We start from the raw sequence: 20,751 nt of genomic DNA, 5'->3' as shown, positions 1-20,751 counted from the left end.
ATAATACAATGAAAAAGTATAACTTTGTAGAATATCTAAGTGAGGACTGTATATTATTATGAATAGGATAACGAATAATAAGACAATATGGGTTAAACCTAAGTTTGTAGAGAAAAAATGGTGTGTGATTGATGCGTCAGATAAAGTTCTTGGTAGGGTTGCTACAGAAGCTGTTACAATTTTGAGAGGTAAGCATAAGCCCTATTATACGCCCCACCAAGATTTAGGTGATAATGTTATAATTATTAATGCTTCAAAGATTAGGCTTACTGGTAAGAAATATTCTCAGAAAATTTATTATAGACATTCAAGATATCCTGGAGGTCTTCGTTCTGATACTTTTAGAACATTATCTGAGAGGAAGCCAACAGCTCCTCTTGAAATAGCTATTAAGGGTATGTTACCAAAGGGGCCTTTGGGACGTGAACTTTTTAGAAATCTTAAAGTTTTTGAGGGTTCTAATCATACGCTTAATGCTCAAAATTTTTATAAATTAGAAGCAAATTAAGAGAGGAAAAATGGCAAAGTCAGATGTTAAAGGCATTAATTTAGGAATGGGTACTGGAAGGAGAAAGTCTTCTGTTGCTAGGGTTTACATTAGGGAAGGTAAGGGTGATATTAAGATCAACAATAAGGATTTTGATTCTTATATTCAACTTGAAAATTTAAAGACAATTGCTCTATCTCCATTAGTTTTAACAAATACTCTTGGAAAATATGACCTTTACATTAATATTTATGGCGGGGGCATTTCAGGCCAAGCCGGTGCTATTAGACATGGTATTGCAAGAGCTCTTTTTGATCTTGATGAAGAGTATAAAATGATTCTTAAGTCAAATGGGTTTTTAACAAGAGATTCGCGAAAAGTTGAGCGTAAAAAATTCGGTAAGAAAAAGGCTAGAAAAAGCTTTCAGTTTTCAAAAAGATAAGTATTTTGTTTGTATGAAAAAAAGCCCTCTTATGAGGGCTTCAGTTGTTATTATTGTTTTTTAATGGAATAAAAAACGTCTCTTCCGTGGTATTCGGCAATACTTCCTAGTTCTTCTTCTATTCTTAAGAGCTGGTTATACTTAGCTATTCTGTCTGTTCTTGATAAAGATCCTGTCTTGATTTGTCCTGTTCCAAGTGCAACAACAAGATCGGCAATTGTTGTATCTTCTGTTTCTCCTGAGCGATGTGAAACTATTGCAGTATATCCTGCTTTTTTTGCCATTTCTACAGCTTCAAAAGTTTCAGTCAGTGTTCCAATTTGATTTACTTTAATGAGAATTGCATTTGCAACTTGCATTTCAATTCCTTTTTTAAGGAATGATGTGTTTGTTACAAATAAATCATCACCAACAAGTTGAACTTTATTCCCAATCTTATCTGTAAGTTTTTTCCAGCCGTCCCAATCTTCTTCAGCCATGCCATCTTCAATTGATATGATAGGATATTTTTCTACCCATTTTGCCCAGTATTCAACCATTTCATTGGATGTGAGTTCTTCTTTTGTTGACCATCTAAGTACATATTTTTTTGTTTTTGGATCATATAATTCAGATGTTGCTGGATCAAGGGCGATTGCGATATCTGTTCCAGGTGTATATCCTGCACTTTGTATGGCTTCTATAATAACTTCACAAGCTTCTTCGTTTGACTTTAGATTTGGTGCAAATCCACCCTCATCTCCAACAGCTGTTGCGTAACCTTTTTTACTTAAAATACTTTTGAGTGTATGGAAGACCTCGGCAGACATTCTTATTGCATCACTGAAAGTTTTTGCTCCAATTGGCATTATCATAAATTCTTGAAAATCGACACAGTTATCTGAGTGAGCACCTCCATTTATAATATTACACATTGGTGTAGGTAAAATATTGGCTTTGTAGGCACCAAGATATTGATAAACTTTAAGTCCAAGGTGTTCGGCAGCTGCTCTAGCTGTAGCCATTGAAACTGCAAGAATAGCATTAGCCCCGAGTTTTGATTTATTAGGAGTGCCGTCAAGTTCAAGCATTTTTTTGTCAATTTCAACTTGGTTTAAAGCACTCATTCCTTCAAGTTCTGGAGAGATAATATTTATTATATTTTCAACTGCTTTGAGTACCCCTTTACCCATATAAACAGATTTATTACCATCTCTTAATTCAACAGCTTCATGGATTCCCGTTGATGCGCCTGATGGAACAGCTGCTCTACCTAGAGAACCATCTTCAAGTATGACATCTGCTTCAACAGTTGGATTTCCTCTAGAATCAATTATTTGCCTAGCTTTTATTTCATAAATATGAAAGCCCATTTTCCGCTCCTTATTGGTTAATATTTGTATATTTACTTTAGTATATATTTTTAGTATAATAGCAAATAAGACAAATGTGTAGTATTTTAGCAAAAGAATTGTTTATTGGATTTTATAATTAAATCATGGAAAGAATTTTAGGTTCGCTATTTTATTTTATATTCTTTTTCTTTAATATTTTTAATATTCGTTCACAGTGTTATGTAATTGAAAATTTTGATTTATCTTTAAATGAGTTTTTAGAAGTTTCAACAAGAAAGGATAATTTGTCACCAATTGTTGACTCTAAGAGAGTCATTATGTTTTATCCTTCGAATAAGGGTATTAGGAAAATTTTTGCTGCTTTTGATTTTGATGGTTATGCAAAAAAGTATTTATTTAAGAAGAATAGGTATGGACTTTTTTTTGTAAAGATTAATCTTCCTCATGGAGTTGGTAGCATTAAGTATAGGCTTGTTGTAGATGGTATCTGGACAAATGATGAATATAATAAAAATGTAGTGTTTAATAAAGACTTAATACCATTCTCTATAATTGATATAGGTGTAGATCATAGTTACGTGTCTTTACGCAATCCTATTGATTCTTCTGATGGAAGAGAAGTTGAAATTTTTTATATAGGTCGTCCTGGACAGATTGTGACAATAGCTGGCAATTTTAATAATTTTAATCCATTTTTAAATAGATTGGTTGAACAAGAACCCTATAAAGGGGTATATACTATTAAGCTTAAAGACCTTCCTAAGGGTAGAATTTATTATTATTTTGTCGATTCTGGAAATAAAGTTATAGATAAGAATAATGTTAATAGAATTAATCTATATTCGGTTGAAGGTATGGATAATAAGATGGATTTTGAAGTCTCTTATTTTGATAATTAATCGCTTGAAGGTAAGAATTGGAGTTTTTGTTAGCAATTCTTAATACAATTTATATATGGAAATATAAAATTTATGCTGAATTAAGTTAATAATTCACATTGTTTTGTAAGGCCTAAATATGGAAATCTGGGTTAAGACAAATAAAAGTTTATTTGTCTTAAGTATCATTTTTATTTATCAGATTATTCATTTCATCAAAAAGGTACTTAGATACGAAATGATCCTTTTCTACTTCCTCAAGAGTTGCATTTTCTGGTGTTATAGATGTGTGTCGTATATTTGTTAGGGATGGTTCATCAAGCTTGATAGTTTTGTTTTTTATTTTTTCAGGATCAATTTCAGGAATAGACGCTATTAATGTTTTAGTGTATGGATGCTTAGGGTTTGAGAATAAAATTTCTCTAGGCGCAATTTCTAAAATGATTCCCAGATACATTACGGCAATTTTATCGCTCATGTATTTTACTACTGTCAAGTCGTGTGAAATGAATAGATAAGATAAATTCAATTCTTTTTGTAAATCTTTAAGTAAATTTAAAATTTGTGCTCTTATTGATACATCTAGTGCAGATACGGCTTCGTCTAGCAGTAAGAGTTTGGGATTTAGAGCAAGTGCTCTTGCTATCCCTATTCTTTGTCTTTGTCCTCCTGAGAATTCGTGTGGATACCTAGATAGCATGCTTTTTGCAAGTCCAGTAATATCCATTAATTCATTTACTCTTTTTTCTATTTCTTGCTTGGTTCTTGGGAAAATTTTATTTTCGTTGTATATCACTAGTGGTTCTGCTATTATTTCTTTTATTGTCATTCTTGGATTGAGGGATGTATGTGGATCTTGGAATACCATTTGCATGTCTTTTTTTGTCTTTAGCAGTTCTCTTTTTGACAGTTTAGTAATATCTTTTCCATTGAAATATATGTTGCCAGATGTTGGTTTGTATAGCTGCATTATTGCTCTTAAGGTTGTTGATTTTCCACATCCAGATTCTCCAACCAGTCCTAATGTTTTGTTACGCTCAACTTCAAAACTGATCCCATTTACAGCATTTACATTACGTTTATTTTTCCAAAATAAAAAGTTTTCCCCAATTGTGAATGTTTGTACTAAGTTTTCTACTTTAAGAATTATGTCTTTTTCATTTTTCATTTAAAGTCCCCCATTTTGTTTGTAATAGCCCCAGTAGGATTATCTTTAATTGAATAAAGTTTTTCGTTTGGATCCTTATCAAGAGTAAGTATTGATTTTAGAAGCCCAATTGTATATGGATGTTTAGGGTTTTTAAATATTTCTTGTACTGTACCTTCTTCTACAAATTTTCCTTGGTACATTACAGAAACTGTATCGCATATTTCTGCCACTACACCTAAATCATGGGTTATTAATATGGTGGAGGTATTAAATTTTTTAGACAGGTTTTTTATGAGTAGTAATATTTGTTCTTGGATTGTGACATCGAGAGCTGTGGTTGGCTCGTCTGCAATTAATAATGATGGATGGCAACTGAGAGCCATTGCAATCATAACCCTTTGTCTCATTCCTCCTGAAAATTGGTGTGGATAATGTTCTATTCGCTCTTCTGCATTTATAACACCAACTGTTTTTAACATTTCTATTGCTTTTTGTTTTGCTGTTTTTTTGTTTAATTTTTGATGTAACATTATTGTTTCTTCAATTTGTGTGGATATTCTTAAATATGGATTTAGCGAAGTCATTGGATCTTGGAATATCATTGCTATTTTATTGCCTCTAATATTTTGAAATTCTTTTTCACTAAGTTTTAGTAAATCTTGTCCTTCGAATAGTATTTCACCGGTTTTGTATACTGTCGTAATTTCAGGAAGTAATTTTAGTATTGCCATGCTTGTGACAGATTTACCGCTACCAGATTCTCCAACAATAGCCCTAATTTCCCCTTTTTTCATTTTTAAGTTTATATTGCTTACAGGATATATTGTTGTATGCTTTAATTTAAACTCAATTGATAAATCTCTTATATCTAGTATATAGTCTTCTTTCATTTAATGTCTCCTAGAGATTGCTTTTTGGATCAAATGCATCTCGTAATCCATCACCTAAAAAGTTCATAAATAGTAAAAATATTGTCATGACTGTTGCTGGGATAAAAATTTTCCATGGGTATTCAATAAATGTGGGGATTCCGTTTTTGATTAATTCTCCCCAACTAGTCATTGGTGCTGATATTCCCAAACCTAAGAATGATAAAAATGATTCAAGCATAATGAATGATGGAACATTCATTGTTGTAATAATTATTATCATGCCAAAGCTATTAGGAATTAAATGTTTAAATATCATTCTCTTATTTGTTGCACCTAGTGTTCTAGCCGCCTGTATAAATTCAGATCTTGCAAGTGATTTTACTTGCCCTCTTACGATCCTAGCAATTGTTAGCCATGAGATAATGCTAATTGCAATAAATACTCCAATTATATTTCTTTCCATAACAGTCATTAAAATTATTATGACAAGCAAAGTAGGTAAGACGTAAAAAATTTCTATTATTTTAGTTATTATCCTATCGATAATACCACCAAAAAAGCCTGCTATTGCACCTATTATAGTGCCTATGATCATTGATATTACTGCTCCAATAAAACCTACAGATATTGATATTTGACTTCCTTGTATTATTCTTGCAAGTAAATCTCGTCCAAGATTATCTGTTCCTAGTAGATATATTCTTTTGTGTATTTTGATTTCTTTTCCATCAATTATTTGAACCTCGGTCTCTATTTTTCTTTTTATCTCTTCTAGTTGTGATTTTTCTTCCTTATTGATTTCTCGTTTTTCCTTTGCCGATAATCTTTTTATGAAATGAAGTTCCTTTTCATACCATAATTCTCCAGCATATTTAAGAGATGGGGGCAAATCGGCATGTTCTACTACTTGAGTATGATATTTGTATATTGGTAATATTGGTTGAAGTATTGCAATTAGTATATAAAATCCGATAATAAATATGCTAATAAACGCAAGTTTATTTTCCTTGAATCTTAACCAAGCCCTTTTGTTTGCTGTGTGGATTTCTACGTAGGTGTCTTGCTGTTTGTGTTCGTTCATTTTGTTCTCCTATGTTCTTGGATCAAGTTTTTTATAAGCAATATCAGATGCTAAAATGGAAATGAGCAATATTGTTGAATATATTAATAGTGAACCCATTAGTAGTGGATAATCCCTGTTTAGAGATGATTCTACTGTAAATGTACCCATCCCAGCAATTCTAAATATTTGTTCAATAATCATACTGCCAGAAATTATACCAGCAAATGCAGGCCCTATATAACTTACTAAAGGAAGTATGGAGCCTACTAACACGTGCTTTCTGATTATTACATTAAAGCTTAATCCTTTAGCTTTTGCTGTTCTTACAAAATCGCTCTTTAGTATTTCTAACATAGAACCTCTAATAATGCGTGTAAAAATAGCTGTCCATGGCAAACTCATTGTTAATATTGGCATAATTAAATTTGTAAGACCGCCTCGTTCTGAAATCCATCCAGAAGTGTAAAATAATTTTAATTTTATAGATAAAAAATATTGTAAAAGAGGACCAATCACAAAGGTGGGTACAGAAATTCCACATATTACCGCTAATCTTATTATATAATCGGTGCGAGTATTTTTTTTGATCGCTGCTAATGATCCTAGCAAAATTCCAAGTGCGAGAGATATTATTAGGCTTATTATTCCAATTGTAAATGATTTAGGAAATCCTAATTTTATGTATTGATTTACATTTAAATCTTTCTTTACTAATGATGGTCCAAAGTCTCCTTTTAAAATGTTTGTGATGTAGTAGTAAGCTTGCACATAAAAAGGTTTGTCAAGATGGTATTTTTTCATCAATTTTTCTTTGACTTGAGGGTCAATTGGTTTTTCAGAATTAAATGGGTTTCCGGGAGCAAGCCTCATTATTAAAAAACACAAAAAAATTATAACTATTAAAGTTGGTATTGTTTCCAGTATTTTTTGCATGGTAAACTTTAACATAATTGCTCCTTATTATAACAGAAAGATTTTTTTCGTTGTATAGTTAGTAATTCTAACATATGAGATTGAATTTTTTTTGAAAAATATTCAATTTATTTTAATTGGGAAAATTCACGTCATTAAGCTAGCCTTATTTTATTCATTAATATATAAATTACAATTTTTAAAGAAAAGAATCAAATAAAAATAAACAGACATCTATTTTAATAGATGTCTGTTTATTTTTATTTGATTCTTTTAATTTCAGAGAAATTAAATCTTTCTGGAATATTAGGTATCCAACCGGTCCATTTGTCATTTTTGAATAGGTAATTTCCTGCATATATGTATATTGGGGCTACAGGGAAATCTTTATTTATAATTATTGCTTCAGCTTGTCTTAAAATGTTTTGTCTTTTAATTGGATTTTGCTCGAGATCAGATTGGTTTATTAAATTTTCATATTCTTTATTAAAGTACTTGTATGAGGAAAAATGTGCAAATTCTTTTTGGAATAAACTGAAGAATGTTAATGGATCTGAATAATCACCCAGCCAACCAGATCTTGCTATTTCATAATTTCCTTTTTGTTTGGTTTCTAAGAATGATGCCCATTCTTCATTTTCAAGTACAATATTGATGTTTAAAATTTTTTCCCATTGATTTTGAATAAATTCAGTAATTTTTTTGTGATTTTCATTTGTATTATATTTGAGTTTTAGTTGAGGGAAATCTTTACCATTAGGATAACCAGCTTCAGCCATTAGTTCTTTTGCTCTTTGTGGATTAAATAATTCTAGTGGTTTGCCGTAAGAATAATGATGAAAATTTGGGCTTATATTTCTTGTAGGAATAGAGCCATTATCTATAACTTTTTTTGTTAATGTTTCTCTATCAATAGCAAGAGTTAAAGCTTCTCTGACCTTTACATTATCAAGAGGTTTGACTTGTGTGTTAAATGAGAAGTAGTAAAGACCATTAATAGCAGATGAATAATAATCATTTCTTAATTTTATTTCTTTTATTAAATCAGGTGGAATTGCTCCATACGTAAGCATATCAATTTCATTATTTTCATACATTCTATAGGCAGTTGATGCATCATTTATTGTGTAAAATATAAGTTCTTGTAATTCAATGTTTTTAGCGTTGAAGTATTTATCATTTTTTATAAGTGATATTTTTTCGTTGGGTTTTCTTTCCTTTAGTTTGTATGCACCACTTACTACCATGTTTTCAGGATTTGTCCAGTTTTTTCCATATTTTTCAATAGCATGAACTGGTACTGGCGTGAAAGATTGGTGCACTAGCATATCTAAAAAATAAGCTTTTGGAGTAACAATAGAGATCTCTAGTGTCAATTCATCTATAGTTTTAATGCCGAGTTCAGATTCCGGTATTTTGCCTTCAAAGTAATCTTGTGCATTTTTGATTGTTGACTTAATCATACCGACATAATTTGATGCTGTATCTTTATTTAACATCCTAAGATAAGATCTTCTTATACCTTCAGCAGTAATAGGGACCCCGTCACTCCAAACGATATCTTTTCGTAAGTGAAATGTATATATAGTTCCATCATCGGATATGTCCCAAGATTGAGCTAGTCCTGGCTTGTATCCACCGGTTTTTGAGTCACCATCTACTATACCACTAAACATTTGTGCGACCATAATTGCACCTATTTTGTCTTCAGTTAATTGTGGATCTATTGATTTAGGTTCTCCTCCCATGCTGATTTTAAAAGACAAATTTTCTTTGCTGCTTTCCTTACCGCAGGATAAAATAGCTATTAAGAAAAATATCATAAACGTATGTCTTTTTATTTTCATTCTTTTATCTCCTATTTATTAAAATTAATTTTAATTCAATTAAAAACAGTTAAAAGTTTTAAAGGTTTTTTTCTATAAAATTTGTTTTATTGAACATTTTAATTTATTTAGTAGAAAAATCAATTGTACCATAAAGTATGTTTAAATACATAAAGATGATAAGAAAGGCATATGAATGTAGAATATTATTGGATATTAAATAAGATGTGTATCTTTGCTTAAATTTTTTGGATAGTTACTTGGTGCTCAATATAAAAAAAGTTATAAATTAAAATAATGAACTATTATAAAAGAGATGAAGATGCAAAAATGTTGAGGTGATTTCAAAAGTTATGATTATGTAATAAAAACCACTCCTATAATTTATAGAAGTGATTTTTAATCATTATTAAGTATTAGTTTATTAATTTTAAAGTTATTTTCATATTTTATTATTCATTATTGATGTTTTCTCTTTTATATTTTATTTCTTCATAAAGATGAGCTTCTGAAACATTAGGAATCCAACCAGTCCATTTGTCATGTCTGAAGAGATAGTATGATTTGAGTATTGAGAGTGGAGCTACAGGAAAATCTTGTTCTATAATTATGGACTCAGCTTGTCTTAAAATGTCTTGTCTTTGTAGTGGGTCTTGTGCAAAATTAGATTGTTCTATTAAATTGTCATATTTTTTGTTTGAGTAGCCATATGCTCCAAATCCTTGATTTTCTGTTGTAAATAGACTTTCAAGGAATGTTAGTGGATCTGAATAATCACCTGTCCATCCCATATATGATATTTGATAATTACCTGTGTTTCTACTATTTAGGAATGTAGTCCATTCTTCAATTTCAATTTCAATGTTAATATTTAGTGTTTTTTTAAGTTGTTCTTGCAAGAACTCTGCAGTTATTGCCATTTCATTTCGTTGTGAGGTTTTGTATTTAAGAGTAGGAAAATCTGCTCCATCAGGATAACCAGCTTCAGCTAGTAGTTGTTTTGCTCTTTGTGGGTCAAATAATTTTAATTGTTTCCCGTAAGAATAATGCTCAAATATTGGTGTTAAGTTTCTTGTTGGTTTTGATTGACCCTTTAGAGTAATCTTGTTGAGTGCTTCTCTGTCAATAGCAAGAGTTAAGGCTTCTCTAACCTTTACATTATCAAGTGGTTTAATGGTGGTGTTAAAGGCCATGTAGGTTACTCTATTTATAGGATGAGAATAATAGTCATTTCTTATTCTAGCTTCATCTAAGTATTCTGATGTTACTTTGGTTAAGAAATCAAGTTCGTCGTTTATGTACATGTTGTACGCGGTGTTTCCTTGTACCTGATAAAATATCACTTCATCTATTTCGACATTTGAGGCATTGTAGTACTTATCGTTTTTTTCAAGCACTATTTTTTCATTTGGGATTCTTGTCTTTAATTTATATGCACCACTTACTACTATATTTTCAGGATTGGTCCAATCTTGTCCATATTTTTCAATAGCATGCACCGGTACTGGTATAAATGTTTGATGCGCTAACATATCAAGAAAATAGGGTTTTGGAGCAACTAAAGTTATCTCTAAAGTTGAATTGTCTATAGTTCTAATACCAAGTTCGGATTCCGGTATTTTACCTTTGAAGTAATCTTTTGCATTTTTGATTGTTGATTTGACGATATCAACGTATTGCGAACCTGTTTCTTTATTTAAAACTCTAAGGAAAGATTTTCGAATTCCTTCAGCAGTAATAGGAACCCCATCACTCCAGATAATACCTTCTCTTAAGTGCAGTGTGTATACAAGTCCATCTTCAGATATATCCCAAGATTGAGCTAATCCTGGTTTATGTCCTCCAGTTTGTGTGTTTCTTGTTGTTAAACCCGCAAATGTATTTATGATTATATTGAATGCTTGAACAGAAGCAGCAAGTTGAGGATCAAGTGAATCAGGCTCGGCTTCATTTGTTACTCTAAATGTTATCTTATCTTTGTGTTCATCACCGGAACATGAAGTTATCCATATAATCAACAAAGATAAAAAAAGAATTATTGTTTTGTATTTCATAGTTGATTTATTCTCCTTATAAATATTTTTTATTTTTCTTTTGAATTATTCTTGTTTAACATACTTGAATGGATTTTACTTTAATTTGCTAAATAAATAAAGTATAATTATGTAAAATATTTACATGTGAGTATATTATATGGAATGTTTTTGGTTTGCTAGTATCTTTTTTTTCAAAAACTTTAAAGGATGAAGTTTTATGTTTGTACATAATGAAAGTTTTAATAAATATTTTAAAGGTATTGAGAATGAATTTTTTAGTAGGTTTAAAGCTATTGAAAAGGTAAATTATTTAGATAATTCTTATCATGAAGCAGATTCTGTTAGTAGGAATTTGGTTGATGCAATGATTAAAAGGCTTCTTAAGAGTAATTCTACTATTGTTGGTATTCAAAATATTTTAAAGCTTTATGAAAAGTCTAAATCTGGCAAGTCTTCAATTATATTAATGGAACATTATAGTAATTTTGATTTTCCTTGTTTTCAGTTTTTGCTTAATCAAATGGATTGTAAGGAAGTTTCGGAACATATTGTTCCTATAGCTGGTGTTAAACTTTTTAAAGATAATTTATTAATTAAAAGTCTATCTTTAGGTTATAGTGTGATATTTATTTATCCTCCACATGCATTTGTTGGCGTTGATCATGAAACGATTAAGGAGCGGCGGGTTTTTAATACTAATTCTATGAGATGTATTGCAGATAAAAAGAGTAGTGGTTATATGATTCTTATTTTTCCGACTGCTACAAGATATAGGAAAGGTAGGCCTGAGACTAAAAAAATAATTTCAGAAATTTCAAGTTATTTTAAGCTTTTTGATTATTTTGTAATGGTTGGTGTTAATGGGAGTGTTCTTGAAGTTTCATCAAATGAAGATATGTCTTGTGATGTTTTTAAAGAAGATATTCTTGTTTATAATGTAACGGAAATATTAGATATACTTGAATACAAAAATTTAATTTTAGAGCAGTTAAATCAAGAAGGTTTAGAACCAACAAAGGAAATTTTGGGTTCTAGAATTGCTGATGATTTAGAGAAACGTTTCGAGGTTCTTCATGAAGAAGGAGCCAAGATATATAGTAATTTGATTTAGGATTTTGATTGTAGTATGCCAGATATAGAAAAAATAAATAAGTTTAAAAGAGAATTATTAGATAATATTTCCGATGAAAGGGCTCAGAAAGAACGTTTTGGCATCAAAATGGATATTGAACCTCCTAAAGATGGGGAGTCTATTGTTCCTTGGGAAAATCAAGAAGAAGTGTTCAATTTAGACGAAGAACCTGATGATGAGCTTGATTTGGATGCTATGCTTGGTAATCTTGATAGTGAGGAAGATCAGAAGGATTCATCTAATGAAAATGATATTGCAATTTTAAAAGATTCTAAAAAAGTAGACATTGATCCTGAGTTTAATGATTTAGATAATGATTTTGATGTTTTAAGTTCTCATCTTGAAGAAAATCTTGAAAAAGTTCTTGATGATAATTCTATTAGTTTAGATAATGCTATTAATTTCGATTTAGATAATAGTGCTGATAGTTTGCAAAATCTAGATATAGAGAATGATTTGGATTTAGATTTATTTAATTCTGATGAGTCTATTGATAATGGAATTGATGCTAATAATTTGAGTCAGGAATCTCTAAATGATAGTAATAATGATTTTGATATTGAGAATATGATTAGTGATCTAAATGAATCAGATGAAACAAGTGATCGTTTAGAAATGCCTTACAGTGATGAATCTTTTTCTAATGAAAATTCTGGAAATCTTAGTGATGGTGAAGAGGATAATTGGTCTAATCTTTCAGATGATTTTGAATTTTTGGAAGATGACCAAAAGGAATCTTTAGGTAAACATAATTTTGAAATTAATTATCCTTTATTTTTCAAGCATTTAGATTCTTATCCTAGAAATTTGAGAATTGCTATTGCTGAGGCTTTAATGCTAGAGAATATCTCTAGGTACAAAATTGAAGCATTAATTGATCTTGTTGAACAAAATAAGAAAGGGCTTAAGTTTATTGCTAAATTTGTTGGAGACATTGTTGGTCGTTCTGTTAAATTGCCTGTTATGTATTATAAAGCAGAGGAATTTAGCAAACTTGAAAAGAAATTTAGCTATAGACTTTCTAAAGCTTTAACTCCAATCTTTAAAATTGCATCTCTTTTTGTTATTTTGACCTTTTTGTCTTTTTATTTTTTAGTTGATATTATGTTTTTTTATATTGTATCTGATAGAAAATATAAAGAGGGAATATCATATATATATGAGAATAAGAGAGAGCTTGCTAAAGCTATTTTTAGGGATGCATATTATATGAAACCTAACAAAAAGTGGTTTTTAACTTATGCTAAAGTTTTTGAAGATGTAAGAGATTTTGATAGTGCTGAGGAAAAATACGAAGAATTATTTACCATTGATCCGTTTTCTGTGGGAGCTTCTAAGAGAAGGCGTAAAAATTTTGATAGGGATGGGTATATATCTTATGCTTCTATGAAAATGAGACTTGGTGAGTATGCTGATGCCAATGATATTTTAGATGAGGTTATATCTTCTTCTATTTATGATTATGAGGCATTAATGGCTAAGGGTGATAATTATTTTCAGTGGGCTCAAAGAGATCCTGCGTATTACAAAGATAGCATTAATAATTACACTATTTTGCTTTCAAAATATGGTCATAAAAAGGAAATTTTGTTTAAGCTTTTTAATGCTTACATTGAGGCTGGTGCTGAGAGAGAAGCAGAAGATGTAAATGCTTTTATTAAGGTAAATAAGGAATTAGATATTGATGAAGTAGTTTATACTAAATATGCTAAAAAATTGATAGATAAATATGTCGAGTTTACAGTTTATAATAAAAGAATAAACGCTCTTTCTAGAAATTTGAAATATTTCAGTGCTCAAATGAACTTACTTAATAAAGAATTTTCTAGTTTTAAGGCAGGTAATGGAAAAAGCATTTCTAATGCTTTAAATGACATTAATCTTAACTCAGAGATTGAATATATTCTTAGAAGAATTTTATTTAAAAATCCTGACTATGATAAGGCTCTTTTTGAGAGTGGTAGATATTTTTATTATATGGGTGATCTTAAGAAATCAGAAGGATATTTATTGACAGCACTGAATAGTTTTAGACAAGAAGATTCAATTGAGAATTCTTCTGAAAAAATTGTTGCTTATAGAATTTTGTCAGATATTTATGATAGGAGCAATGATGCTCTTAAGGCAAGTAATATTGTTAGTCTGGCTTTAAATGAGTATGATTTTTATAAAAAAAATGGTCTTGTTAAAAGCTCTAGAGAGCTTGCTTTAATTTATGAAAAGCAGGGGGATATTCTTAGAACTTTAAATGGTTTTAAATCGGCTATATCTTCTTATGAAATGGCAATAAATGAAGGAGTTAATTCCCCAGATGTTTATTACAAATTAGCATTGCTTAATTATAAGGAAAATAATTATAAAGATGCATTAACTTATTTATTTAGAGTTCAAAATATGTCCGGATTTGCAAATAGTAATAAAGTTTTAAACTCAATTGCATCTGTTCTTTACAAGATGGGTGATTTTGAGGCTGCTAGGAGTTATTATTTAAGAGTATTGCAGAATTTGGAATCAGAAAAGTCTAGCATTTTAAATTTTAAACCTCAAGGGAATGATCATCATAAAGCTTTATTGATAAAAGAGATTGAAATTTACAATAATCTAGGAGTTGTTGAGATAAAAGCATCTCTTGGTGATAGGATTGAATCTGGTGTTGTTAGAAATAATAATCTTTTTGATTCGGGGATTGCGAAGTTGACTGAATCTTCTAGAATATTTGATCTCTTAAATCGTGATGATGATATGGTTAAAAGTGTTAAAAAAGATCTTGCTAGTTTAAATCTTAGAGGTATTTTTAAGAATGATTTTATTGGTTCTAAGATTTTATTCTATGATAATTTGGCTGATAATCTTTAGATTATTTAGTGTTTTGTTAGTTTAAAGGCATATAAGGTTGCCTAATTAACGTGTAAGGATTTATATGAGAAAAGCTTACTTTATTATTTCCTTATTTATTGTATTTAATTTATTTTCTTCAATGAATGATCACTTAAATATTAATATTGATGATGTATATGTTGAAGCGCATGAAGATGGTTTTCATCTTTTTATAAGAAAAAAGCCAGATATTAAATCGGTTATTTTAACTGAGTCTTTTGAAATTCCAGATAAGAGTAAAGACGTTTCTACTTATTCATTTAGAACATTGGAGTATAATAGAATTAATGGGGATGAGATTAGAATTTTAAATGGTAGGGTTATTCAAAATAGACATCTCTTATCATTAACATCTTCTACACCTGTTCAAAATAGAAGATTTGGACAGGCTTTTCATATCTTAATACCTAAAAAGTTGAGATACGGTTTTCCTAAATTTTCGACAAGGAGTGGTGATATCGATTTAGAAGTTCTAAAGAGAAAAAAAGATCCTTTTTGGTTTTCAATTAGAACTTTTGAGAAAAAATATAATGATTATTTAGGTCAGTATAAGGATAATGCTTATGAGTTATTCTTTGGAGACATTCAACTAGAAAATACAATTGATAATAATGATTTAAAAAAAGAATTTTCTAGGTTTGCAGATGATGTTGTTGTTGCAAAAAAAGGACTTGATCTTGTTGATAAGATAAAAAATATTCTAGAAAAATCAGAAGATCCGTTTGCTGATTTAGATCTTGTTTTTGTTATTGATGTGACTGATAGCATGAAAAATCATATCGAAATTTTAAGAGAACATCTTTTCTCTATGATAGAACCGCAATTAAGTCAATATAGATCTTATAGAGTAGGTTTTGTATTTTATAAGGATTATCTTGAAGATTTTTTAACAAGATCTTTTGATTTTAATAATAAGGAATATTTAAATAATGTTCTTGAAGATATTAGTGTGGGTGGTGGGGGAGATTATCCTGAGGCAGTATTTGAGGGAATTAATGCAGCTGTTACTCAATTTGATTGGAAAGCAGATAATAGGTTTATTATCGTATTAGGTAATGCACCTCCCCATGAATATCCCCGAGGACCTATAGTTTATGAGGATGTTATTAGATCTGCTAAGGAAAAAGATATTACAATTTATGGAATATTACTTAAGTAGTGGTTTGCATTAATTGTGTATTATGATTTATTTTTTTGTTTGTTTTGTATTTTCTCTATTATCTTTTGAGATAAAGGAATTACCCATTTAGGTGTTTGTATATTAGATTGTATTAATTCTTCAAAGAGCTTTTTTGCTGTATTGTTTTTATTTGTCACATAATATATGAATGCGATTTCATACTTTCCTATGGCAACGATGCTTTCATTTTCTTTATAATTTTCAATCATTTTTTCATATATCTTTAAAGCAGATTGATAATCGTTAATATTTGTTGCTTTTTGAGCTTCTCTTAGGTAAATGCTGTAAGGAGTGTCTTTTGTAAGTTGTTTGTTTAAGTGGGTTACTGTATAGCAGGAAAAGAATAGGATATTTATTAGTACTAGTTTGTTCATTTTTGATTCTCTTATTTTATAAAAAAATTTATTTAGATTAATTCTATTAGATATAAAAAAAGAAAACAAGCATAAGCTTATTTTCTTTTTTGTTTTATTTAGAAGGAATTATTATTTTCCAATTTTCATGTATTAAATCTGGATTCTGAATTTTTTGTCTGTTTGCAAACCAAATTTTTGGCCATAGGTAAGGGTCATTGTACAATTTCTTAGAAATACCCCACAAGGTGTTTCCTATTTTAATTATATATAACTCTTTACTTGAGTGACTTTGATAGGCTTTTAGATATCTTGCAGAATCTAAGAATAATTCATTTGCAAGTCTAAAATTATTAAGATTCTTAGCCTCAAGTCCTTGTTCCCATAGTTGTCTGGCTTTTTCAATAAGCTGGAATGTTTTAAATTTATTTGGGTCTGGAGTTTTTACTTCTTCAGTATTTTCTTCATAAGCAAGTACTAATGAATCCATTTGTCCAAGTAAGTAAGTTTCATTTTGTGGGTTTAAAAGATTTATGCGTTCACCTTTATCTTTAAGAAGCGCTCTTCCATTCCATGGTGATGGTTTAATGAGTTTATTGTTTCTGTAAACGGGGAGTTCAGAAGCATCTTCCAGTGCTTTTAATTGTTTATACATTCTCTCTTCCGTTTCTTTAAGAGCTCTTGCTTCTTTTGCCTTTTTAGCAGTTTGTTGTGCTTTATTAAATGTTTTACTATACATTCCAAGAGAGCTTTCGATATCATACATTTTATATTTTCTTGTTGCTTCGAAATATAAGTTATTTACTTCGTCTATTTCTAATGGGATCCATATGTATGCTTCATTAGTTTCAGCATCATTTAAGTATTTTTCAATGTTTTCTTTCAAATAATTTATTTTTTCTTTTTTTTCTGTTGTATCTCTTGCGATATTTCTGTACCTTTCTAATACCTTTAGGGCAATTTCATTACCTTCTTTAATCTTTCCCTTTGCAAATTTTTTGTGCATTTCTTTTTCAATTTTTTCAGTCTCATTAAATTCTTTAGAATAAAAAAGATTTCCTCTTTCTTTTAAGATTCCGTGTTTTATATCTTCAATGTCTCTTTTTATATCCCCAGTTTCTTTAGTTGAAATTTTGGAGTTTGCATTTTTTGTATCCTCTGGTGGGGTCTTACATGAAATTAAGAAAAGAGCAAATACAGATAACATTAAAAATAATAATTTGCTTTTTTTTATCATAAATACATCCTTCTTGTGTGATATTGACTACATAAATTAAGAACTTTGCTTTTTAGACATTAATTCTTTTATCTTTGCATAAAGCCTCTAATTAGTATATTATTACACAATTTAACATTATACAATTTTTTTATTGTATAACTGTGTATATTTAAGTTTTATTTTTATTATATCAATACTCTAACCCTTGCTTTAGTATGCCTTAGAAATTTTAGCATCTCCACATGTTCTTTCTTCTGGTGGGGTTTCACATGAAATTAGGGAAAGAGCAAATACAGATAACATTAAAAATAGTAATTTGTTTTTTTTCATCATAAGTACATCCTTTTGACATAAGATTGACTACATAAATTGTAGTTTTATTACGTTTTAGGTTCTTTAAAAGAACAGGCTTAGTATAAAACATTATTTTTATACTTTCTTAAAAAGTATAACGTATTTTTCATTTTTGTTAAAGTTAGTAAATCTCTTTAAAAAAGATATAATTAAGCTTATAAGGTTTTAGAAAAGAGGAAAATTTGATTGTGAAATCATATGTTATTATCCTTTTACTTTTATTATTACAAGTTACGTTGTTCTCTCAAGTAGCGTCTATTAAAGAAATGGAAGGACAGATTAATATTGTAAGGAATACTATTCCTGTTAAATTAAATTTGGGGGATGAAATTTTTGAATATGATTTTATTGAAGTGGGAGATAATTCTAAAATTAAAATAGGTTTGTATGGGATAAATGGTATTGCATCAGATTTAACCTTGTATTCTAATACTCATGGTCTTATTTGTTATTCTTCTCTTAAAGATATGCAGGATGCAAAAATATATCTATTTAAGGGGAGTTTAGATGTGGTTATTTATGAAGTTGTGCAAGGTGCTTCATTTTCTGTAGATTTAAATAATTATTTTTTTATGACAGATGCTCCGGCAAAATTTTATGTAAATTGTGAATACTTTAATAATTATTTTGTTAGTGTTTTTGATGGCGTTCTTAAACATTATAACAAGGATGAGTATTGGATTTCAGCAGGCACTAGTATTTTACTTTGGGATAATAATTCTTTTTTATATAAAACCAGTGATTCTGTATTGCAAAATGTAATTGAAAATATGAAAGAAATGTCTCGTAAAAATTTTGTTTCTCTAAATGATAGTCGTTTGACTTACATATTTTTAAAATATGTTGAAGATAGTTTTAGATTTGATTTTGTATATGATTATTTAGTAAGAGATCCTAAATTTAGTACAATATATTCAAAGTGGAGTTTAGAAGATAAAAATTATACTTTAGGGAATAGAGTTGACATGATAAATTATGTCAATTATTTAAGAGGCCGTATAGGTATTCTTTTTAATAATTTTATTTATTTGGCTAATGTGTTTTTTTTTATAGAAGATATTGTTAAGCGTTTTTCTGATGTATTTGATAAGGTGAGTGTCAATGGGGCTATTTTAAAATATTTGGAATATTATAAAAAAAATCGCTCGTCTTTAACAAAGAAGTTTTTTAAAACAGTTCATTCTTTTAAAATGTATTTAATTCGTACAAATGGTGATATTCCTAGTAATTTAAGTGTTAATGAATTTTTTTTGTTAAGACCTAGAGAGTTTTAATTTTGATAAATGTTGTGATTATGAAGTATTGGTAAAAATTCCTATCTTCAAGATTAATTGTTTTAATTTGAATTAGGCTATTTATTTCATTGAGTTTTTGTTAATAAGTTTCTTGTTGTATTGATCCAATTTTGGTGTTTTTAAGCAAAAATCGGATATAGAATTGGACGTGATAGGGGTTTTTATGGTATCTTTTTACAAAGAGACTTTTTTGAAAAAGTTGGTGTATTGTGCGTTTTAGGTTTTTGATTTTATGCCATTTTGTTCTCATATGTACAAGGTTTATTTTATTTTATGAGAAAAAGGTGTTTTGTCTCTGTGAGTAAAGCTCTTTTTTTTAGGATTTTTTGTGTTTTCGTTTCACTAATTTGTTTGTTTTTATTTGTTTATATTAATTTTTTTAGAATTAGAGAACCTAGGTCTTCATCTAATAGGAAAATTGCATTATTTATTCCTGGAATCATTAGTGGTTCCCCTTCTTATAAAGCAATGTATGATTTTTTAATTGAATTTGAAAAAAATAAAAGTGATATTGATATTCGGTTGTTTGAAGCTGGGTTTAATCAGCATGAATGGATAGAATTACTCGAAAAGTTATTAAATTCCAACAATTATGATTTTTTAATAACGTCAAATAATGCAATGCAGGGAATTATTGATAGGGTTTCTTCCAATTATCCTTATACTAAGTTCTTGATTTTTGATTCTTTAGTTAAAAATACTAACCCACAAGTGTATTCAATCTCCTATAATGTTGCAGAAGAAGCTTACATATTGGGTTATTATGTGGGTTTATTTTTAAAAAGTTCTAACTTATATAATAAAAATGTTGCCTTGATTGCTGGGCAAGAATATCCTGTTATGAATAATTATATTTTTCCTTATTTCAAGAATGGAATTAAAGAGGTTTTAGATTCAGAAGTGTTCTTTAGAACTTTAGGAAATTGGCATGATAGCAATAGGGTAAAAGTTTTATCTGACTCTTTAATTTTAGACTTAGGAGTTTCTGTGGTTCTTCCAATTGTGGGTACAGCTATTAAAGGAGTTCTCTCATCGGTTCGTGAGCATGGTGTTTTTGCTGTTCTTTTTGATGGTGAAGATTATTTAAATAATAAAGATAATATTATTGGTTCAGGCGTTACAAATCAAAGATTTTATTTAGAGAAAGTCTTGGAAAAAGCCCTTAAAGGGGAGCTTAAATATGGAACTTATAAGGTTCTTGGCTTTAAAGAAAGAGGGGTTTCATTTAATTTGTTAAATAAGTTTTATTTAGAGAAAACTGATTCAAAACTTAAAAAAAGACTTGAGGAAAAAATGAAAGAGATGCATGATACTGAGATCAAAATAAATTTAGAATAATTT

18 protein-coding genes are annotated in these 20,751 nt (G+C 29.2%); 8 read left to right on the top strand and 10 right to left on the bottom strand.

Annotated elements, in window-relative coordinates:
- Positions 1-58 precede the first annotated feature (58 nt).
- Together rplM and rpsI are read left to right on the top strand one after the other, a co-directional pair.
- Positions 59-508 carry a 50S ribosomal protein L13 gene (gene rplM / locus bpuSUM_RS01680; protein WP_247065507.1) on the top strand — a complete coding sequence of 150 codons (450 nt, stop codon included), beginning with the start codon at positions 59-61 and terminating at the stop codon, positions 506-508.
- Between the two features lie 10 nt (positions 509-518).
- Positions 519-929: a 30S ribosomal protein S9 gene (gene rpsI / locus bpuSUM_RS01675; RefSeq protein ID WP_025407434.1), complete on the top strand. Its 411-nt coding sequence runs from the start codon at positions 519-521 to the stop codon at positions 927-929.
- A gap of 50 nt (positions 930-979) precedes the next feature.
- Here rpsI and eno read toward each other — a convergent pair whose 3' ends face one another.
- Positions 980-2,281: a phosphopyruvate hydratase gene (eno, locus tag bpuSUM_RS01670; protein ID WP_247065506.1), complete on the bottom strand. Its 1,302-nt coding sequence runs from the start codon at positions 2,279-2,281 to the stop codon at positions 980-982.
- Positions 2,282-2,406: 125 nt separating this feature from the next.
- Here eno and bpuSUM_RS01665 point away from each other — a divergent pair, with 125 nt between their 5' ends.
- Positions 2,407-3,162 carry an early set domain-containing protein gene (locus bpuSUM_RS01665; protein ID WP_247065505.1) on the top strand — a complete coding sequence of 252 codons (756 nt, stop codon included), beginning with the start codon at positions 2,407-2,409 and terminating at the stop codon, positions 3,160-3,162.
- Positions 3,163-3,319: 157 nt separating this feature from the next.
- Here bpuSUM_RS01665 and bpuSUM_RS01660 read toward each other — a convergent pair whose 3' ends face one another.
- The 6 genes from bpuSUM_RS01660 to bpuSUM_RS01635 all read right to left on the bottom strand — a co-directional run bounded on the left by bpuSUM_RS01660 (position 3,320) and on the right by bpuSUM_RS01635 (position 11,018).
- Positions 3,320-4,309, bottom strand: coding sequence for an ABC transporter ATP-binding protein (locus bpuSUM_RS01660; RefSeq protein ID WP_247065504.1), 990 nt, complete (start codon positions 4,307-4,309; stop codon positions 3,320-3,322).
- Entirely contained in the window at positions 4,306-5,181 is an 876-nt protein-coding gene (locus bpuSUM_RS01655) for an ABC transporter ATP-binding protein (RefSeq protein ID WP_247065503.1), read from the bottom strand. Before bpuSUM_RS01655 ends, bpuSUM_RS01660 begins: the two co-directional genes overlap by 4 nt.
- Positions 5,182-5,191: 10 nt before the next feature.
- Positions 5,192-6,244, bottom strand: a complete 1,053-nt coding sequence (locus bpuSUM_RS01650; RefSeq protein ID WP_247065502.1) for an ABC transporter permease — start codon at positions 6,242-6,244, stop codon at positions 5,192-5,194.
- A gap of 9 nt (positions 6,245-6,253) precedes the next feature.
- The gene (locus tag bpuSUM_RS01645) at positions 6,254-7,174 is read right to left on the bottom strand and encodes an ABC transporter permease (RefSeq protein WP_247065501.1); all 921 of its coding nucleotides are present in this window, start codon (positions 7,172-7,174) and stop codon (positions 6,254-6,256) included.
- Positions 7,175-7,398: 224 nt separating this feature from the next.
- Complete coding sequence (locus tag bpuSUM_RS01640; RefSeq protein WP_247065500.1) at positions 7,399-8,985, bottom strand: peptide ABC transporter substrate-binding protein; 1,587 nt, start codon at positions 8,983-8,985, stop codon at positions 7,399-7,401.
- Positions 8,986-9,416: 431 nt separating this feature from the next.
- Positions 9,417-11,018, bottom strand: a complete 1,602-nt coding sequence (locus bpuSUM_RS01635; RefSeq protein WP_247065499.1) for a peptide ABC transporter substrate-binding protein — start codon at positions 11,016-11,018, stop codon at positions 9,417-9,419.
- A 199-nt stretch (positions 11,019-11,217) separates the two neighbouring features.
- Between bpuSUM_RS01635 and bpuSUM_RS01630 the strand changes: the two genes are divergently transcribed.
- The 3 genes from bpuSUM_RS01630 to bpuSUM_RS01620 all read left to right on the top strand — a co-directional run bounded on the left by bpuSUM_RS01630 (position 11,218) and on the right by bpuSUM_RS01620 (position 16,168).
- Positions 11,218-12,111, top strand: coding sequence for a 1-acyl-sn-glycerol-3-phosphate acyltransferase (locus tag bpuSUM_RS01630; RefSeq protein ID WP_247065498.1), 894 nt, complete (start codon positions 11,218-11,220; stop codon positions 12,109-12,111).
- Between the two features lie 15 nt (positions 12,112-12,126).
- Positions 12,127-14,988: a periplasmic flagellar collar protein FlcA gene (gene flcA, locus bpuSUM_RS01625; protein WP_247065497.1), complete on the top strand. Its 2,862-nt coding sequence runs from the start codon at positions 12,127-12,129 to the stop codon at positions 14,986-14,988.
- Positions 14,989-15,052: 64 nt separating this feature from the next.
- The gene (locus tag bpuSUM_RS01620) at positions 15,053-16,168 is read left to right on the top strand and encodes a vWA domain-containing protein (RefSeq protein WP_247065496.1); all 1,116 of its coding nucleotides are present in this window, start codon (positions 15,053-15,055) and stop codon (positions 16,166-16,168) included.
- A 20-nt stretch (positions 16,169-16,188) separates the two neighbouring features.
- On the opposite strand, the gene bpuSUM_RS01615 is transcribed toward bpuSUM_RS01620, so the two are convergent.
- The 3 genes from bpuSUM_RS01615 to bpuSUM_RS09890 form a co-directional block, all read right to left on the bottom strand.
- The gene (locus bpuSUM_RS01615; RefSeq protein WP_247065495.1) at positions 16,189-16,563 is read right to left on the bottom strand and encodes an outer membrane protein assembly factor BamD; all 375 of its coding nucleotides are present in this window, start codon (positions 16,561-16,563) and stop codon (positions 16,189-16,191) included.
- 94 nt (positions 16,564-16,657) lie between these two features.
- The gene (locus bpuSUM_RS01610; RefSeq protein WP_247065494.1) at positions 16,658-17,779 is read right to left on the bottom strand and encodes a LysM peptidoglycan-binding domain-containing protein; all 1,122 of its coding nucleotides are present in this window, start codon (positions 17,777-17,779) and stop codon (positions 16,658-16,660) included.
- A gap of 192 nt (positions 17,780-17,971) precedes the next feature.
- Positions 17,972-18,094, bottom strand: coding sequence for a hypothetical protein (locus bpuSUM_RS09890; protein WP_283848852.1), 123 nt, complete (start codon positions 18,092-18,094; stop codon positions 17,972-17,974).
- Positions 18,095-18,381: 287 nt separating this feature from the next.
- On the opposite strand from bpuSUM_RS09890, the gene bpuSUM_RS01605 reads away from it, so the two are divergent.
- Positions 18,382-19,389, top strand: a complete 1,008-nt coding sequence (locus bpuSUM_RS01605; protein WP_430644652.1) for a hypothetical protein — start codon at positions 18,382-18,384, stop codon at positions 19,387-19,389.
- Positions 19,390-19,707: 318 nt separating this feature from the next.
- Positions 19,708-20,748, top strand: a complete 1,041-nt coding sequence (locus bpuSUM_RS01600; protein ID WP_247065492.1) for a BMP family ABC transporter substrate-binding protein — start codon at positions 19,708-19,710, stop codon at positions 20,746-20,748.
- Positions 20,749-20,751: the final 3 nt, after the last annotated feature.

Source organism: Borrelia puertoricensis (assembly GCF_023035875.1).
In the GTDB taxonomy this organism is placed as follows: Bacteria; Spirochaetota; Spirochaetia; order Borreliales; family Borreliaceae; genus Borrelia; species Borrelia puertoricensis.
The sequence above is the reverse complement of the archived record's forward strand: the minus strand, read 5'-3'. Positions and strand labels throughout refer to the sequence as shown.

What these genes read in the sequence shown, in the direction of transcription:
- bpuSUM_RS01630 (WP_247065498.1), top strand. Translation starts at nt 11,218, where the DNA reads ATGTTTGTACATAATGAAAGTTTTAATAAATATTTTAAAGGTATTGAG.
- bpuSUM_RS01650 (WP_247065502.1), bottom strand. Translation starts at nt 6,244, where the DNA reads ATGAACGAACACAAACAGCAAGACACCTACGTAGAAATCCACACAGCA.
- eno (WP_247065506.1), bottom strand. Translation starts at nt 2,281, where the DNA reads ATGGGCTTTCATATTTATGAAATAAAAGCTAGGCAAATAATTGATTCT.
- bpuSUM_RS09890 (WP_283848852.1), bottom strand. Translation starts at nt 18,094, where the DNA reads ATGATGAAAAAAAACAAATTACTATTTTTAATGTTATCTGTATTTGCT.
- flcA (WP_247065497.1), top strand. Translation starts at nt 12,127, where the DNA reads ATGCCAGATATAGAAAAAATAAATAAGTTTAAAAGAGAATTATTAGAT.
- bpuSUM_RS01660 (WP_247065504.1), bottom strand. Translation starts at nt 4,309, where the DNA reads ATGAAAAATGAAAAAGACATAATTCTTAAAGTAGAAAACTTAGTACAA.
- bpuSUM_RS01605 (WP_430644652.1), top strand. Translation starts at nt 18,382, where the DNA reads ATGGAAGGACAGATTAATATTGTAAGGAATACTATTCCTGTTAAATTA.
- rplM (WP_247065507.1), top strand. Translation starts at nt 59, where the DNA reads ATGAATAGGATAACGAATAATAAGACAATATGGGTTAAACCTAAGTTT.
- bpuSUM_RS01645 (WP_247065501.1), bottom strand. Translation starts at nt 7,174, where the DNA reads ATGTTAAAGTTTACCATGCAAAAAATACTGGAAACAATACCAACTTTA.
- bpuSUM_RS01635 (WP_247065499.1), bottom strand. Translation starts at nt 11,018, where the DNA reads ATGAAATACAAAACAATAATTCTTTTTTTATCTTTGTTGATTATATGG.
- bpuSUM_RS01655 (WP_247065503.1), bottom strand. Translation starts at nt 5,181, where the DNA reads ATGAAAGAAGACTATATACTAGATATAAGAGATTTATCAATTGAGTTT.
- rpsI (WP_025407434.1), top strand. Translation starts at nt 519, where the DNA reads ATGGCAAAGTCAGATGTTAAAGGCATTAATTTAGGAATGGGTACTGGA.
- bpuSUM_RS01615 (WP_247065495.1), bottom strand. Translation starts at nt 16,563, where the DNA reads ATGAACAAACTAGTACTAATAAATATCCTATTCTTTTCCTGCTATACA.
- bpuSUM_RS01610 (WP_247065494.1), bottom strand. Translation starts at nt 17,779, where the DNA reads ATGATAAAAAAAAGCAAATTATTATTTTTAATGTTATCTGTATTTGCT.
- bpuSUM_RS01620 (WP_247065496.1), top strand. Translation starts at nt 15,053, where the DNA reads ATGAGAAAAGCTTACTTTATTATTTCCTTATTTATTGTATTTAATTTA.
- bpuSUM_RS01665 (WP_247065505.1), top strand. Translation starts at nt 2,407, where the DNA reads ATGGAAAGAATTTTAGGTTCGCTATTTTATTTTATATTCTTTTTCTTT.
- bpuSUM_RS01640 (WP_247065500.1), bottom strand. Translation starts at nt 8,985, where the DNA reads ATGAAAATAAAAAGACATACGTTTATGATATTTTTCTTAATAGCTATT.